Annotated in this window: 14 protein-coding genes; 6 read left to right on the top strand and 8 right to left on the bottom strand. The window is 38.7% G+C overall.

Annotated elements, in window-relative coordinates; translation table 11 throughout:
- The first annotated feature begins 306 nt into the window (after positions 1 to 306).
- The 3 genes from AACH31_RS05675 to AACH31_RS05665 all read left to right on the top strand — a co-directional run bounded on the left by AACH31_RS05675 (position 307) and on the right by AACH31_RS05665 (position 3,888).
- Positions 307 to 1,815: an FAD-dependent oxidoreductase gene (locus tag AACH31_RS05675; RefSeq protein ID WP_338618054.1), complete on the top strand. Its 1,509-nt coding sequence runs from the start codon at positions 307 to 309 to the stop codon at positions 1,813 to 1,815.
- 477 nt (positions 1,816 to 2,292) lie between these two features.
- Positions 2,293 to 2,718: a HutP family protein gene (locus tag AACH31_RS05670; protein WP_161832040.1), complete on the top strand. Its 426-nt coding sequence runs from the start codon at positions 2,293 to 2,295 to the stop codon at positions 2,716 to 2,718.
- Positions 2,719 to 2,907: 189 nt separating this feature from the next.
- Complete coding sequence (locus AACH31_RS05665) at positions 2,908 to 3,888, top strand: asparaginase (RefSeq protein ID WP_338505709.1); 981 nt, start codon at positions 2,908 to 2,910, stop codon at positions 3,886 to 3,888.
- A 34-nt stretch (positions 3,889 to 3,922) separates the two neighbouring features.
- Here AACH31_RS05665 and AACH31_RS05660 read toward each other — a convergent pair whose 3' ends face one another.
- The 3 genes from AACH31_RS05660 to AACH31_RS05650 all read right to left on the bottom strand — a co-directional run bounded on the left by AACH31_RS05660 (position 3,923) and on the right by AACH31_RS05650 (position 7,214).
- The gene (locus AACH31_RS05660) at positions 3,923 to 5,302 is read right to left on the bottom strand and encodes a GTP pyrophosphokinase (protein ID WP_338618052.1); all 1,380 of its coding nucleotides are present in this window, start codon (positions 5,300 to 5,302) and stop codon (positions 3,923 to 3,925) included.
- A 108-nt stretch (positions 5,303 to 5,410) separates the two neighbouring features.
- A complete protein-coding gene (locus tag AACH31_RS05655; protein WP_262953416.1) occupies positions 5,411 to 6,055 on the bottom strand; it encodes a YiiX/YebB-like N1pC/P60 family cysteine hydrolase in 645 nt (214 codons plus the stop codon).
- Between the two features lie 289 nt (positions 6,056 to 6,344).
- Positions 6,345 to 7,214 carry an SDR family oxidoreductase gene (locus tag AACH31_RS05650; RefSeq protein ID WP_161832043.1) on the bottom strand — a complete coding sequence of 290 codons (870 nt, stop codon included), beginning with the start codon at positions 7,212 to 7,214 and terminating at the stop codon, positions 6,345 to 6,347.
- Between the two features lie 152 nt (positions 7,215 to 7,366).
- Here AACH31_RS05650 and AACH31_RS05645 point away from each other — a divergent pair, with 152 nt between their 5' ends.
- Entirely contained in the window at positions 7,367 to 8,281 is a 915-nt protein-coding gene (locus tag AACH31_RS05645) for an FUSC family protein (protein ID WP_161832044.1), read from the top strand.
- Positions 8,282 to 8,398: 117 nt separating this feature from the next.
- On the opposite strand, the gene AACH31_RS05640 is transcribed toward AACH31_RS05645, so the two are convergent.
- Positions 8,399 to 9,214: a MerR family transcriptional regulator gene (locus AACH31_RS05640; RefSeq protein WP_338618050.1), complete on the bottom strand. Its 816-nt coding sequence runs from the start codon at positions 9,212 to 9,214 to the stop codon at positions 8,399 to 8,401.
- A gap of 82 nt (positions 9,215 to 9,296) precedes the next feature.
- Here AACH31_RS05640 and AACH31_RS05635 point away from each other — a divergent pair, with 82 nt between their 5' ends.
- A complete protein-coding gene (locus AACH31_RS05635; protein ID WP_161832046.1) occupies positions 9,297 to 9,923 on the top strand; it encodes a GNAT family N-acetyltransferase in 627 nt (208 codons plus the stop codon).
- Positions 9,924 to 9,995: 72 nt separating this feature from the next.
- Here AACH31_RS05635 and AACH31_RS05630 read toward each other — a convergent pair whose 3' ends face one another.
- Both AACH31_RS05630 and AACH31_RS05625 read right to left on the bottom strand, forming a co-directional pair.
- Positions 9,996 to 10,172: a hypothetical protein gene (locus AACH31_RS05630; RefSeq protein WP_161832047.1), complete on the bottom strand. Its 177-nt coding sequence runs from the start codon at positions 10,170 to 10,172 to the stop codon at positions 9,996 to 9,998.
- Between the two features lie 24 nt (positions 10,173 to 10,196).
- Positions 10,197 to 10,781, bottom strand: a complete 585-nt coding sequence (locus tag AACH31_RS05625) for a hypothetical protein (RefSeq protein WP_161832048.1) — start codon at positions 10,779 to 10,781, stop codon at positions 10,197 to 10,199.
- 577 nt (positions 10,782 to 11,358) lie between these two features.
- Here AACH31_RS05625 and abc-f point away from each other — a divergent pair.
- A complete protein-coding gene (gene abc-f, locus AACH31_RS05620) occupies positions 11,359 to 12,858 on the top strand; it encodes a ribosomal protection-like ABC-F family protein (protein ID WP_161832049.1) in 1,500 nt (499 codons plus the stop codon).
- Between the two features lie 166 nt (positions 12,859 to 13,024).
- On the opposite strand, the gene AACH31_RS05615 is transcribed toward abc-f, so the two are convergent.
- Both AACH31_RS05615 and AACH31_RS05610 read right to left on the bottom strand, forming a co-directional pair.
- Positions 13,025 to 13,399, bottom strand: coding sequence for a zinc ribbon domain-containing protein (locus tag AACH31_RS05615; protein ID WP_161832050.1), 375 nt, complete (start codon positions 13,397 to 13,399; stop codon positions 13,025 to 13,027).
- A gap of 201 nt (positions 13,400 to 13,600) precedes the next feature.
- Positions 13,601 to 14,962, bottom strand: a complete 1,362-nt coding sequence (locus tag AACH31_RS05610; protein ID WP_338618046.1) for an MATE family efflux transporter — start codon at positions 14,960 to 14,962, stop codon at positions 13,601 to 13,603.
- Between the last annotated feature and the right edge of the window lie 84 nt (positions 14,963 to 15,046).

Here is a 15,046-nt window from a genome sequence, read left to right as displayed (position 1 = left end):
TCAAGAAATGGTTATTTATAAAGGGAAATCTTTTATGAACGCTCAGTTTATGTTTTTTTTGCAAAATAGTAACTGATCATACATAGTTTAACAGACTTGTTTCACACTATTAGATAAACATGTCCGTCTGATCCAGTTCTTTTGGGCATATCTCTATCTAAGTCTCAATTCGCTTTTCAGAGGTTGCCAGATGAATAGACGAAGCAGATGATAGCCTGATTATCTTTTAGATAGGCTTATAAACGGTGAATGGCAGGTCTAGTTAGCTTAAGACGGATAATGATTAATAGTTAGGAGGTTTTACCGATGCATCAGTCTTTATGGTCTTTATCTCAGAAGACATCAACCTATCCCCCCCTTTCCCAACATACAAAAACTGACATCTGTATTGTCGGTGCCGGCATAACCGGGATCACGTTGGCTTATTTATTAAAAGACACCCCTCTCACGATTTGTTTAATAGATTCAGATCGTGTTTCAAGCGGAACGACAGCTTATACAACGGCCAAGGTGACAGCCCAACATGACTTAATTTATCATGAGTTGATCCACACATTCGGCCATTATGATGCAAAGTGTTATGCAAATGCTCAACTTGAAGCGTTAGACTTTATCTCCCAAACCATTAAACAGCATCGCATGGATTGTGAGTTTGAACGAAAGTTTTCGGCGATTTACACTCAAAACGCCCACGATATTCCGTTATTTGAAAAAGAATACGCCGCTTATCAGGAACTAGGATTAAAGGGACGATTAGTTAAGACATTGGATCTCCCCTTCCCCATTGAATGTGCATTGATATTAGAGAATCAGGCCCAGTTCAATCCGGTTAAATACACGACGGCTCTTTTAGAAGAAATCCAAACATACCCAAACATTCGGATCTATGAGCAGACTGCGGCAACCGATATTAAGAAAAAGGACGGGACCCTTACCGTGTGCACGTCGTTAGGTTATGAAATTGAGGCACAAAAGGTTGTTCAAACGTCGCACTACCCTTTTTATGATGACTTATCTTTCCTTTTTGCTAAGATGGAGGCACAAACATCTTACCTCATGGCGTGTGAAGGTGTAAAAAATATGCCTGAAGGCATGTATCTTTCTTACGGGCAACCTACCCGATCCATTCGAACGTATCAAAATTATTTATTAGTTGGTGGGGAAGATCATCGCACCGGAACAGAAAAAGAGACAAAGACTCGATATGAGGCGCTGACAAGGTTTGCAACGCAACACTTTGCCCCTTCAAATATTTCGTATCGTTGGTCAACAGAAGATTATGACACCGTTGACCGTCTTCCGTATATTGGTCAGATGAAACAAGGCGATCAGATTTTTGTTGCAACTGGATTTAAAAAATGGGGGATGACGACTTCGACGGTTGCTGCGCTTTTATTGAAAGATTTAATTTTAGGACAAGAGTCGCCGTATGCCTCTCTTTTTAACCCTAACCGTCAACACATCGCCCTTCAAATCAAAAACCTTATTCGTTATAATGCCCAAACGGCGTGGGAGCTCGTTAAAGGAAAGTTAAGAGCGGAAGAAGACTTATCCCAACTTACCCCAGGTGAAGCGGTTGTTTTGAAACTGGATGAAGGAAAATATGGGGTTTATATGGATGAGCAAGGTGAAACATGGATGGTTGATCTTACGTGTCCTCATCTGGGATGTGAACTATCCTTTAATCGTGCCGAACGAACTTGGGATTGCCCTTGTCATGGTTCACGACTTGATGTAACCGGGGCGGTCGTATCGGGACCCGCCCACTCTGCGTTAAAGTCTACAACCAATCGAATTGACCCTAACCTCTTTTAAAAAATCTACAAAATCCCCTATTCTACCGAAGAGTAAGAATAAAATGTGTCCTTTTTGTGTCGAAAGCGAGTTGAAGTTGTAAGAAAAGGGAATCCTCTTTCAATTCCATTAGATTTGTTTAGTTTCAGTCACGAGATTTTATTGAAGCCTTATCCAATTGAACGTATAATAGATTTGAGCCAATTTTGTGCTCACACTCCTTATCTTTACCTACATTCCTAAAACACCATTGACCGGCAATGGTGTTTTTTTTTGTTTTAAAAAGATCGAAAAAACTTTGTATTTTATTGAAAAAAGGTGTAATCTTAAAGAGATAGTTCTTTAAAATAAAATGATGAATGTTAGGTGACCCCATAATACTTAGTTGATGCTCTGATAAAGCTATAGGGTACCGCTATTGAGGTAGAATCCTTTTTGGCTCGCGGGTCGATTTCGGCGTCTATATATAGTTATTTAATATAAGGAGGATTTTACACGATGAAGTCATTTAGTAGTTTAGATGTTGCTAAAGCTGCTGTCCGAGTTTCAATGACGTCTAGTCGTCAGGAGGAGGAGCAGCTAATTAAAGATTTAAATAGACAAGGCATTCAAGTAACAGCTGTTGATATTGGTGGCAATTTGATTCAGTCTATCCCAAAAATCATTGAACGTGCGATTATTGCCGCACGGAAAACGCATGTGACAAAGGAGTCCTGTGTGTTAGATGGGGCTGTTGCAGGTGCTGCTCGTGATGCAATTATGCAAGTTTCAATGAAAGCGACAGGACTGAATGCTGGAGGAAAGATTTCCATTGCGCGATGCGGAGAACATTTAACGGTATGCGTCTTTTTAAGTATTGGATTACTTCATCTTGATGATGTGGTGATCGGTTTAGCTCACCGTTCGGTGCCTGCTACCCTTTAATGGTTATGCCCCCCCTTTTTTCTCCCGCTGCTTTTTCGTGAACGTCATGATGAATTTGTTCTTGGTTATCAAAAATAAGGGGTTAAGGAAATTGTTTTCTATTTTTTGACAAATAGTTGCAACACCTATGTATAATGAGTACAATATTATGTAGTACGATAAAAACTAATGAACGTGGAGGCTTTTTTTATGGCAAACAAAGTAGCAGTGATTTTTACAGGTGGAACCATTTCAATGAAAGTAGACCCACGTCTGAAGGCCGCGATTCCTTCGATGTCAAGTGAGGATATCATGTCAATGGTCACGAATATTGATCAAGTGGCTGAACTTGATATTGTCGAATTTGGTAAACTTCCGGGTCCGCATATGACGCCGGAAAAAATGATGGAATTAAAAGAGGTCGTTGAATCTAAATTGTCACAAGAAGACATTGTGGGGGTTGTTGTGACACACGGAACGGATAATTTAGAGGAAACAGCGTTTCTTTTAGATGTGTGCATTGACTCTGAAAAACCAGTTGTTGTCGTCGGTGCGATGCGTAATGGATCAGAACTTGGTTATGATGGACCAAGTAATTTAGCAGCCGCTATTTGTACAGCCGTTCATCCTAATTCGCGAAAAAAAGGAGTTTTAGTTGTCCTAAATAACGAGGTGAATAGTGCTCGATCGGTAACTAAGACCCATACGATGAGCCTGGATACATTTAAATCGTTAGAGTTTGGTCCAATTGGGATTGTTGATCAAGATGATGTCATCTATTATCAGAAACAATCTACTCCAACGAAACATGTGAATACACATGCCATTGAAACGAATGTTCATTTATTGAAGGCTGTTTCAGGAATGGACAGTACACTTTTAAATTTCTTGGTCGACCAAGGAGCAAAAGGAATTGTCATTGAGGCGATGGGACGCGGAAATGTTCCCCCAATGATGATGGACGGAATCAATCGCGCCCTGGCTTGTGATATTCCAGTTGTGATTGTTTCACGTTGTCCAATGGGGCGTGTGTTAGGATCATATGGATATGAGGGTGGAGGTGCACAGTTAATCGAAGCTGGAGCTATTTTAGCAAGTAATTTAAATGGTCAAAAGGCTCGAATTCAACTGATGCTTATTCTGAGTGTGACTCAACAACATGATGAAATAAAATCATACTTTATGGATTAAAAAAAGCAAAAGCGAGAAATCGCTTTTGCTTTTTTTATGATAATTCTTCAAGTAAATTTTGCTTAAATTCTAAAAGGACAGTCTCTTCCTGAACGAGCCATTGATCATAGGTGGAAATTTGTGAGGTAATATCACGTAAAGTTTCCGCCATAATAGACGTGACCTTCGTTAGATTATGTTCATAAATACATTCTACATCATCAATTAAAATAATGGTATCTGCTAAAGTCTCAATTAATGTATCCATAATAAGTGGTGCTTTATCCCCAAACTGCGAGGATAATGTCTTTTTTAACCGTGTAATGGCAGGCGATGTTTGATAAATTTGTTCTAAGAAAGATAAAAACTTTTCAAAGTCATCGACACTATCTTGCGGTTCGATTTCAAATAAGATTTTGAAAAATAAATTCCAGTGAAACTCTTTATTCATAACCTCTCGAAAATAAGGCCCCACGAGTTGTGAGAAAGTTGAATGATAAACCGGTTCTCGTGAAAACACAATCGGAACGTTAAATTCAACCTTATCATTTGAAATTTCTGACAGACGTTCAAGCGCCTTAATTAAAGAATCACTAACCGTTTGGATCTCAAACATTCCATTTGGAAAAAACGTATACTTCATAATCGTTTGACATGCCTTTTTGATATTGACATTCATCCCTAATTGCTCTTTAAGTTGAGCCGCAAAAATATCATTGCACATTTTAGCCATCGCCTCTTCGAGATTACGACGTTGGTAATCCCCATCGGTTTGGCGTTGTTCAACATTGCGATAGATTGAGAGCAACTGTTTATCAAGTAACGCGAGGTTATTTTTAATCGAATGCATCATTTCAACGAGTAAATCGTCAACTAATAACACATTATAGTTTTTATAAATAATTTTATGTTCAATTTCACTCCAAAACAAGTTAACGAGCGATTTAATTTGCAACTCAAATGGCAAATCGTGATCGGTATCCGTGATCACTCCGTCAATTCTAAAAATTTTAAACCCGTTCTTTTGACGTTGAGGTTGTCGTTCATCGAGATAAAGCTTAATATGGGGATTATTTTCGTTATAATATCCCCCCTCTTTATTTCGCACATCGAAATGTTTTTTAAGGACTTTAAAAATCTCGCGTTCATCTTGTTCAAATCGGCATTCAATGCGAACGCCAATCAAATCCGATAATTGATAGATTAAATGTTTTGGATCATCAAACTTTTTATAGTACCCCTGGCGAAGAATCTTTTCCTTTAAACTATCATGTCCTTTGACACGTGTCGTAATATTTAAAAAATCCTTCGAATACAATTTCATAATTTCATTAAATTCTATTTTCAATAATTTTGAAATAACTTCAAAATGATCCCGCTTCTTATCTAATGTTAATAAAGCAGTATCGATATACTTTAATTCTGCTAATGGCACTTTTAAACTCCCCTTCTTCCCATAAAAATTGCCCTCATCTATTTTAACTTAAAATGCATTCGGATGCTAATGAAAAAAACGTATGAATTTCACATAAAAAGTCAGAAATTACGACCAACCTCCTTCAGTTTCAAAACCATAGGACGCGATTTCAAAAAAATAAGGACTCTTTGCAATATCTTTTGGGGTCACAAAATACCCGCCGTTACTATCTACATCGATGCCAATCTGATTAAAAACTTTCCACACAATATCGGCGCAATGGGTCGCCGATAAATCGGCTTTTCGAGCAAAAAGATGATAATCAATGCCTAAAAAAGGAGTGAAGTTTTGAGACATTAACCGATCCCGTTGACTAGCATCCTTTAATCGAAGAACTTTAACTGTCGGATAATAGTTCCACTTTTCTAATGGTTCAAGCGTGGAGCTTTCTCCGTAGCCTAGCGCCTCTAAAACAAGTCCCTCTTTCGCATCAATCACAACCCCAGCGTGTCCGTGACGGTAAAATAGCGTGTGATTAGATTTAGTGATTAAAATATCTCCTTCTTGAATATCCGTTAATTGGTGACAGATCACCTGCTGGTTTTTTTCATCCACACATCGCTCCTCAAGCGTTAATAAACCGACGGAGTAATCAGCGACCTGAACCGTCGGAATGCCAAGGGTTGATGGCGTGTAGGCTCCTTGCTCCACCCATAGGCTTAACCCACTCATAAGGAGAGTAAAAAGGACGGGTAATAAATAAGGCTTCACGTACGAACGCCCCCTATCATTGTCAGCATGTTGTTTTCTTAGTTATTGCACGCCTTTTTATTATAACATATTACCGCTTCGTGTCTGTTGATTTTGTTTACGAACGTATGTTTGACATCATGAATATCTGTTATACGAACGTGTGTTTGTTAATGAGTTGAACCTCCTTCCTCTGTCACGAACGATCATTTGTTTTTTGGGTTCTGGGGAGGGAAAAGACCGGATTTTTTTGTGTTTAACGCTCACTGAGGGATAGTTTTTCACACACGAGGTGTGAACGAATGTTCGTTTAGCTGTTAGTGATGGTTCCCCCATTAATATGAATTGTTGTTCCCGACATATAAGATCCTTCAACTGAAGCGAGTAAAACATAAGCCCCCGCCAATTCAACAGGATGTCCCATACGCTTCATAGGAACGCTTGTTCCATGTTCGGCGACCTTTTTCGCATCGAAAGATGCAGGGATTAACGGGGTCCATATCGGCCCAGGTGCTACTGCATTGACGCGGATTCCTTGAGGTGCTAAATTCATCGCTAACGAGCGGGTGAATGCTGTTAATGCCCCTTTGGTGGATGAATAGTCTAATAACATTTCATGGCCTTCATAGGCGGTAACAGAAGTCGTATTGATAATGCTATCTCCCGCTGTTAAATGGGGAATGACCTCACGTGTTAAATAAAAGGTTCCAAAATAATTCACATCGAATGTACGATGTAACTCTTCATCTTTTATTTGGGTAATATCAGCTTGGGGATATTGGACGGCAGCATTATTAACTAAAATATTAATTTTTCCAAACGTTGTTAATGTCTGATTAACAATGTCTTGCGCAAATGAGGCATTTGCCAAATCTCCTTGAATTAATAAGCATTGTCGGTTTAATTTTTCAATCTGTTCCTTCGTTTTTTTTGCATCCTCGGTTTCGTTATAATAAACAATGGCAAGGTCCGCCCCTTCTTTGGCAAAAGCAACAGCTACCGCGCGACCGATTCCTGAATCTCCACCAGTAATAATCGCTACTTTATCTTGTAGGCGGGCCTCCTTTTGATAGTCCGGATGCTCATAAATAGGTGCTGGATCCATGACAGACTCGATTCCTGGCTGTTGATGTTGAACTTGTGGCTTCGCCTTTTTAGGAAATGGTATCGACTGATTCATCACTAAAAACCCCTTTCGTAAAAACAATCAATGTTAGTGTGGCCGAATAAACAATTTTTATCAAAATTTTGTGATATTTTATTGATTCCTTGAAAAATCAGTAATATAGTAGTAAGTAGTCAGTTTTTAAAGGAGTCAAAGGAGCGAAAAAGATGAGAATTAGTTCATTTATTGGAATGCGAACATTTAAAACGGGAATTGCGGTTGTGATTACTGCCGCCCTTGGCCATACTTTTTTAGTAAGTAATGCTTTTTATGCAGTCATTGGGACGATTTTCGCATTGCAAAATACGATGAAAAGTTCGCTCGTTGCCGGAAAAAACCGTTTATTAGGAACGGTTCTAGGTGCAATCATTGGTTATTTATTTGCCCTTTTTCAGTTAAACTCTCCCCTCTTTGTTGGAATTGCGATGATTGTAACGATTGTTTGTTGTAATAGGAGTAAAATCAGTGCATCGATTATCATCGCCACCACGGTTTGCTTATCGATTATTATGGGAATTACCGCCGATCACGATCCGCTGGTGTACTCGTTATTAAGAACAACGGATACGTCGATTGGAATTATTGTTGGAATTGTGGTGAATTATGTCATTGCACAGCCTAACTACCTCGGGCGACTCACCTCAGAGATTGAAAAAATCGAATCTTTAACGCTTGAATTAGTAAAGAATATTTTAATTCATCAAGATTTAAATATGCAACCATTAAATTTAGAATTAAATCGCTTAAATGCAATTTATCATAATTATTGTGAAGATACAAAATTTCATAAGCATCCCGTTTCCCTTCAACAGTTAAAATGTTCGATTGATGCCTGTCACGATATTTATTTCCACGCGAAGTGTATTGCTAAACTCAATCATGAAGAAACAGAGATGACCTTTGAAAATAAGATGGAAATTATTGAGTTCTTTAATACGGGGTGCCAAAAATCTATCCAGTTAGAACAACCGATCGATCCTATTTTTGAGTATCATATTTATAAAATGTTAGCTCAGGTTGAACTATTAACTTTAACCATTCAAAATTTAAGCTTTCATTTAGGAACAGAAGAAAAAGAATAAGAAAAAAGCGACGCCTTTAAATAAAGAGCGATCGCTTTTTTATATGCCTGATAAACGAGGAAGCTTCTTTCTTAGGGAAAGTTGAGCGGGATTTGTCCGTAACGAGGGATCTCTCCCTTAATCTTCAACTTTTTCTTCAAGAATGGGAATCATGACCTCTGTTAAATACTCCTCTTCTCTCTCAATGACAAATTCATTTAATCCCCGCTCATAAGCGTATGCCCCTAACTGAAGATGATGTTCCTTTGCAAAGTGAAGCATCCGTTCATAAACAGCGGGAATCCCTTCCCACGTCCCCCGGTGATACCCACAAAGATAACGCCCCTTCGGTTTTCTTAATGAAGTAGAAGGGATCGTCTCTTCAAAGCATCTAAAAAAGAATCCTTCATGAGAATTAATCCCCTGTTGACGCACGCCATCTAATGAAATAACCGTTCCTATTCCTAATGGTAACTGCTCCATTGAAAAATGTTCCTTGATTTTTTTGAAAAATTCAGTGTCCTCCAATCCCTGACGCACCTCTAAAAGAACAATGGCGTCTTCTTGACAATCAACGATCTGAATCTTTTCCTCCACCGGGTGAAGACTTTTTTCTACTTGCTCTTTTTTTAACTGTAAGATCTCGCATTGACGCTGTAATTGCTTTATCTGTCTCGCCAACTCACCTAACTTTTCATCCGCCAACTTTAAAAAGTCTTGGGCATTGGGCTGCTGTAAATATGTGCGAATCTCATCTAAACTCAACCCTAATCCTTTGAGAAATTGAATATACTCGAAATGAACACTTTGGGTCGTGTCATAATAGCGGTACCCATTTTCACCTTTTTGTGTTGGGGAAAAAAGGCCGATGGTATCATAATAGTGCAAGGTCCGTTTATTCACCTGATGTAAATTTGAAAATTGTTGGACCGTTAGCAAATGGGATGGTTTCATTTTTTTATTTCCTCCTTGACCTTACAGTAACTGTAAACTTTATTATATAAAGTGTTCAAGATAAAAACAAGGAGGAAATCAGATGGACTTAAGCTTTAGACCGTATCAAGAAAGAGATTTTAAACCTTTAACGAGGATCATTCGACAAACTTGGCACTATGACCAGTTAACGGACTCAAAGACAGCCGGTAAAATGGCGGCCGTCTTTTTAAGAAGTTGTTTGGCTAATCAAACCTTTTCAATGGTTGCCTTATATAAAGGAACCCCGGTCGGAATCATTTTAGGTAAAAATTGTTTTACCCATCGGTGTTCTATTTATGAACGATTGCGACAGATTCAGGCCATTCTTCACCTTTATGCCTCACGAGAAGGACGCCAGGTAGCCCAATTATTTGGCAACGTAAGTACTGTTGATCAACAGTTACTAAAAGAATGTAAAAAAACGTATTCAGCTGAATTAGCGCTATTTGTGGTCGATTCGAGTTACCGAGGAATGGGACTCGGGCAACTGCTTTATCAAGCATTTTTAGATTACCTTCATCAAGAATACTTACACGACTTTTATTTATTTACGGATACAAGTTGCAATTTTGCCTTTTACGAACGGAAAGGGATGACGCGCCGTTGCGAGCTAAAAAAGAAGGTGACAATTAAAGAGGGCGTACACGACATGAATTTTTTCATTTATGATGCGACTCTTTCCAACTAACGTATAAGGACGCCAGTTTACCTTCTATCAAAAAAAGGGAACCGAAGTGAGATCCCCTTTTTTGATGCCTCATTATAAAATTGTATCTGTTAATTTAGTTAAAACATCGCGCAACTCACTTAAGACAGTAGGGTCGACTTCAACAATCCGCTCCCCTACTCGAATAAAGTATTCATCGTATAACTTACAGTGATAAACCTGTAACTCTACCCCATCTTTATCCGTATATTCAAATATGCTTTCCCCCATTTGAACACCTTCTCTCCTCAATGATTAAACAATCTTTAACTCAAATCGATTGATCACATAATCCTTTCCGCATCCATTCATCTGCATCGCAAAAAGGAGTGCCTCCTGCTTCGTTTTCCATGCTGAGTAGTGGCAAACCCTGATGTCCCGCTCGTTGACCACATAAAGACAGAGCCAATAATGGTTTGGAAGTTGAAGGACGCGTTCTAAATCATCGATATCAATCACCACATCCCCGTCTAAGTGTAACCTCACAATCGCCTGGGCTAATATATATTTATTGATGTCTATGTCCCCTTCATTCCATTTTTCCTCGATGCATTCAATAATGTCATTAATTTTTTTAATCAGTTCATGACCTTCTAACGTTAAATCAAGGACATAAGACGTAAATTCTGTCTCTAAATTGGAGTAAATATAAAATAACGCGTGGCGAACCTTCGTTAACTTGGCACATTCTCCTTCTAATTTATGATAAAGTTCCCCATTAATTAAAATAATTATATTATTGTTTTCAAGCAGTCCCTGACAATGCTCAATAATTTCATCGATTTCGGAGAGACACGTTCCAATATTTCTTTTAATACGCAACATTGTTTGACTAAGCATACACAAACACCCCCCTCTTCTATAATATATGACAAGCCCCCCTCGAATGAGAACCTAAAATGGCAACCGTTTCAGACGAAAAAAAGAAGATTCATTCTGTTTGGAATTGACATGCTTTGTTTTCTATGTTAAATTACTGTGTATTGAGGGAAACAAAATCACGATGAAACATCGGCCTTTCTCACTTTAGGGATCGGCGGTAAAGACCTAGTATGCGTCCGATGAAAATTGATTCTAAAGCGCCGCGTGGATAGGATACCGTAGATGTATAGTGACATGCCCCTGCTGACTTTTTTTAATTTGAATCGAAAGAGGTGGAAAGATGATTAACTTTTTTGACAAAGAAAATAAATTAACGGTCTATGTTGTGATGGACGCGTTGTCTTTACGTCAAAAAAGTAATCTTTCGATCTGATTCTTCCCATCAAGTGCCCCCTTTTGGGCATCACATGTGAAAAGGAATCCTAAGAATGAACTTTCTTGGGATTCCTTTTTTATTTTAAGGGAATCAGAACCTCAAGGGACAAGCGAACATCCTGTAAGAATCGTTATCTTTTAACCCAAAGGAGGAATTTTGATGTCCATGATTAAAATTGAAAATTTAACTTTCGCTTATCCAACGAGTGGCGATTATGTGTTTGAAAATCTTCATTTGCAAGTTGATACGGACTGGAAACTCGGTGTCATTGGGCGAAATGGTCGTGGAAAAACGACGTTGTTTCGGCTTTTACAAGGATTGGAGTCCTACACGGGAACCATTGTTCATTCTGTTTCTTTTGATTACTTTCCGATGAATGTGCCAGTTCCTCAACAATCGACGGAGGAGGTGTTACAACAGTTATGTCCGATGAGGGAAACATGGGAATTTATTTGTGAGTTTTCGCAACTGGATCTTTCAACTGATATTTTAGCGCGCCCGTTTCAGACGTTAAGTGGCGGGGAGCAAACAAAAGTTTTACTTGCCGCTCTTTTTTTAGGAGAAGGAAACTTTCTTTTAATTGATGAACCAACGAATCATTTAGATGCACATGGAAGATCGTGCGTCGCTGCCTATTTAAAACGTAAAAAAGGATTTATGCTTATTTCTCATGATCGGCATTTTCTAGATGCGTGTGTGGATCATATTCTTGCCCTAAATAAAGAAACCATTGAGTGTCAATCTGGAAACTTTTCATCGTGGTTTGTCAACTTTAATCACCAGCAAGAACAGGAACTTGAAAGGAATCAACAATTAAAAAAAGAGGTCCTGCGACTTCAACAGTCGATGCGCCAATCAGCCAATTGGTCCCATCAAAAAGAGGCGACGAAAATTGGACCGGTTGATAAAGGATTTGTCGGCCATAAGGCGGCTAAACTTATGAAGCGTTCCAAATCAATTGAGGCACGGCGTAAAAAGGCCATCGATGAAAAAGCGGCGCTTTTGAAAAATATAGAGAAACACGAACCTTTAAAGTTAGTTTCTTTACCCTATTCAGCTGGCCCTCTCCTATCACTATCCGATGTTAGTCTTTTCTATGATCACCGTCGTCTTTGTTTCCCCATTTCTTTTTCTCTTTCCGAGGGGGAGCGTCTATTCATTGAGGGGAAAAATGGTAGCGGGAAAAGTAGTTTGCTTCGTTGTATTCTTGACTCGTCGGTCTCTTACACCGGAACCATTAAACGATCTTCTCATCTTATCATTTCCTATGTGCCACAGACGACAGATCATTTAAATGGAACACTTCGCGCATTTATACAGGAGCACCAACTAGATGAAACACAATTTAAAACTATTTTGCGCAAGTTAGGCTTTGCTCGACAACAATTTGAAAAAAAGATAGAAAATTATTCTTCGGGTCAAAAGAAAAAGATATTAATTGCAAAAAGCCTCTGTGAAAAGGCCCATCTTTACATTTGGGATGAGCCTCTCAATTTTATTGATCTTTATGCACGAATACAAATTGAACAACTTATTCAAGAAGTTAAACCGACCATGATTGTCGTTGAACACGATCAGGCGTTTAAACAAACCCTTGCAACACGCGTGCTGACACTCGAAACAAACGCCTCGTTATTTAACACTGACCCTAGCTGCTAGGTGGCGTTCCTATTTGCAGTGTCTACGAAACATCGCAAACTAAGGATGTTGAACAAAATCAATACGCTTTTGGGAGAAAGAAGAAAGTATCCTTTTGAAAAGGTAATTTTCTCGTTTTACAGTAAGATATAAAAAAGTGGTCCTGAATTGGACCACTTTTTTTAGGCTACAATTTTTGCCCACAAAACGGACAATAGATAAAGGTTCCTTCTACAATTTCATGACAGGCCTGACAACGTCGCTTTCTTTTTTCAGGTGATTCAATGATTTCCTGATCCCAAAGCGTTAATTCAACCGCTTCTCCCGCTTCTAATAAACGACCTTTATCTAATGGGATATTTGCTACCATCTGACACGATGAACACCGGATAAAATAACGAATATTCCACTTAAAAATGGGTAAGAAAAAGAAATGAAATTGCTGATAACACTTCATTAACGTAAATCGTTCCGTTTGTCGGCAAGACTTACACATCATCGGAGGTAATTCTTTAATTTCACTCATCTTTTGATTGATTCCAAACACACCAATAAAAAACATGGTTTTCACTCCTCATCTTTCTAGCACTTATTGATCATTTTCAAATCTATCTTATTATCGTTGACCAAGACACGTTCATGATATCCATGAAAAATGGGGTAGGATTTTCCTACCCCATTTTATAGTCCAAAACAGATGTCGACTTTTTCTTTGGCTTATGTGCGAACTGATTGGGGTCAGATTCTGAGTCATTGAAGCCGCTTAAACCAATTGATTAATCCATTTTTTCGATTTCACTCGAACAATTCCTAAAAGGACTTTAACGACTTCCTCGAATTGAACAATCATTGCAACGACAATGAGTGGAGCACGGAAGTACTTGACAGCAATAAAGGTTCCAAGGACACCGACGCTCCATAGAATTCCCAGTTCAAGAAGCATGGCGTATTTTGTGTCACCACCCGCCCGAAAAATTCCGACGATGTTAATAATATTGATAAATCTAAAGGTTAAGCCTATCGCAAAGATAATTAATACATAGGCCATTGTTTCCAATGTCGAGAAATCAAAATCGCGATATAAGCGAAGCATCACAGGAATGCACATGACAAGTAAAATTCCTGATAAAACTCCGAGTACGACTCCAATTTTCAAAAAGAGGATCGCTTCTTTATACGTTTTTTCTTTTTCACCGGCACCTAGTTTTTTCCCAAGCATAACCGTTGAAGCATTTCCGACCCCTATTGCGGCGATGAAGAAAATATTAAAAATTGAGTTGACGATGTTCATAATTGAAATCGCCTCAACGTTAATCATTCCGTAAATCACCATATATGCGGTCGTTCCAAGCCCCCAGAAACACTCGTTAATCACAACAGGTAAGCTCGTTACCATCAATTTATTAATGAGCGATCGGTCAAACGAAAGTAAAACCGATAACTTAGGGTTCATGGTATCGGTCTTTAGATAAGCAAATCCAAGAACTAAAATAAACTCGACGACCCTTGAAACAAGCGTTGCAATGGCTGCTCCGACCACGCCAAGCGCAGGACAGCCAAAGAGTCCGAAAATTAAGACTATATTTAAAACTGTATTAAGGGTCAAGGCAATGACCGAGGCAATCATCGAAAATTTCGGTTTTTCTACGGCCCGCAACCCCATGCTATAACCGAATGATAAAATCATAAACGGATAACTTAACGCTGCAATCTTTAAGTATTTTGCCCCTAACACCATAACGGTCTGGTCATTAGTAAAAATACGAATAATTTGTTCCGGAATAAATAAAGCCATCCCTGTAAATAAAACAGCTAGACCCATTCCGAGCACGAGCGTAAACCCGAGTAGACGATGAATATTACGTAGGTCCTTTTTCCCCCAATACTGGGCGAAGTAAACCATTCCCCCGCTATATATTCCAAACATCACCATATTCAATAAAAAATAATATTGATTGGATACCCCAACAGCGGCAACCGCATCCACCCCAACACGACCTACCATTAAGGTATCTACCATGTTTAGACTTGAGGTTACTAACTGCTGTAAGGCAATTGGCAATGCAATGATCCATAAATCCCTATAAAAGGAGGCATGTTGCCTATAATGTTTCATTAACTTCATTTCATTACATCCTTTCCCTAACGACAAACATCAATAAAAAAAGAGGAAGAATCGACATTCTTCCTCTTTCAACTATATCAAATC

The sequence above is a fragment of the Turicibacter faecis genome (assembly GCF_037076425.1).
GTDB lineage: Bacteria > Bacillota_I > Bacilli_A > MOL361 > Turicibacteraceae > Turicibacter > Turicibacter faecis.
This window is presented reverse-complemented; position numbering and strand designations above follow the sequence as displayed.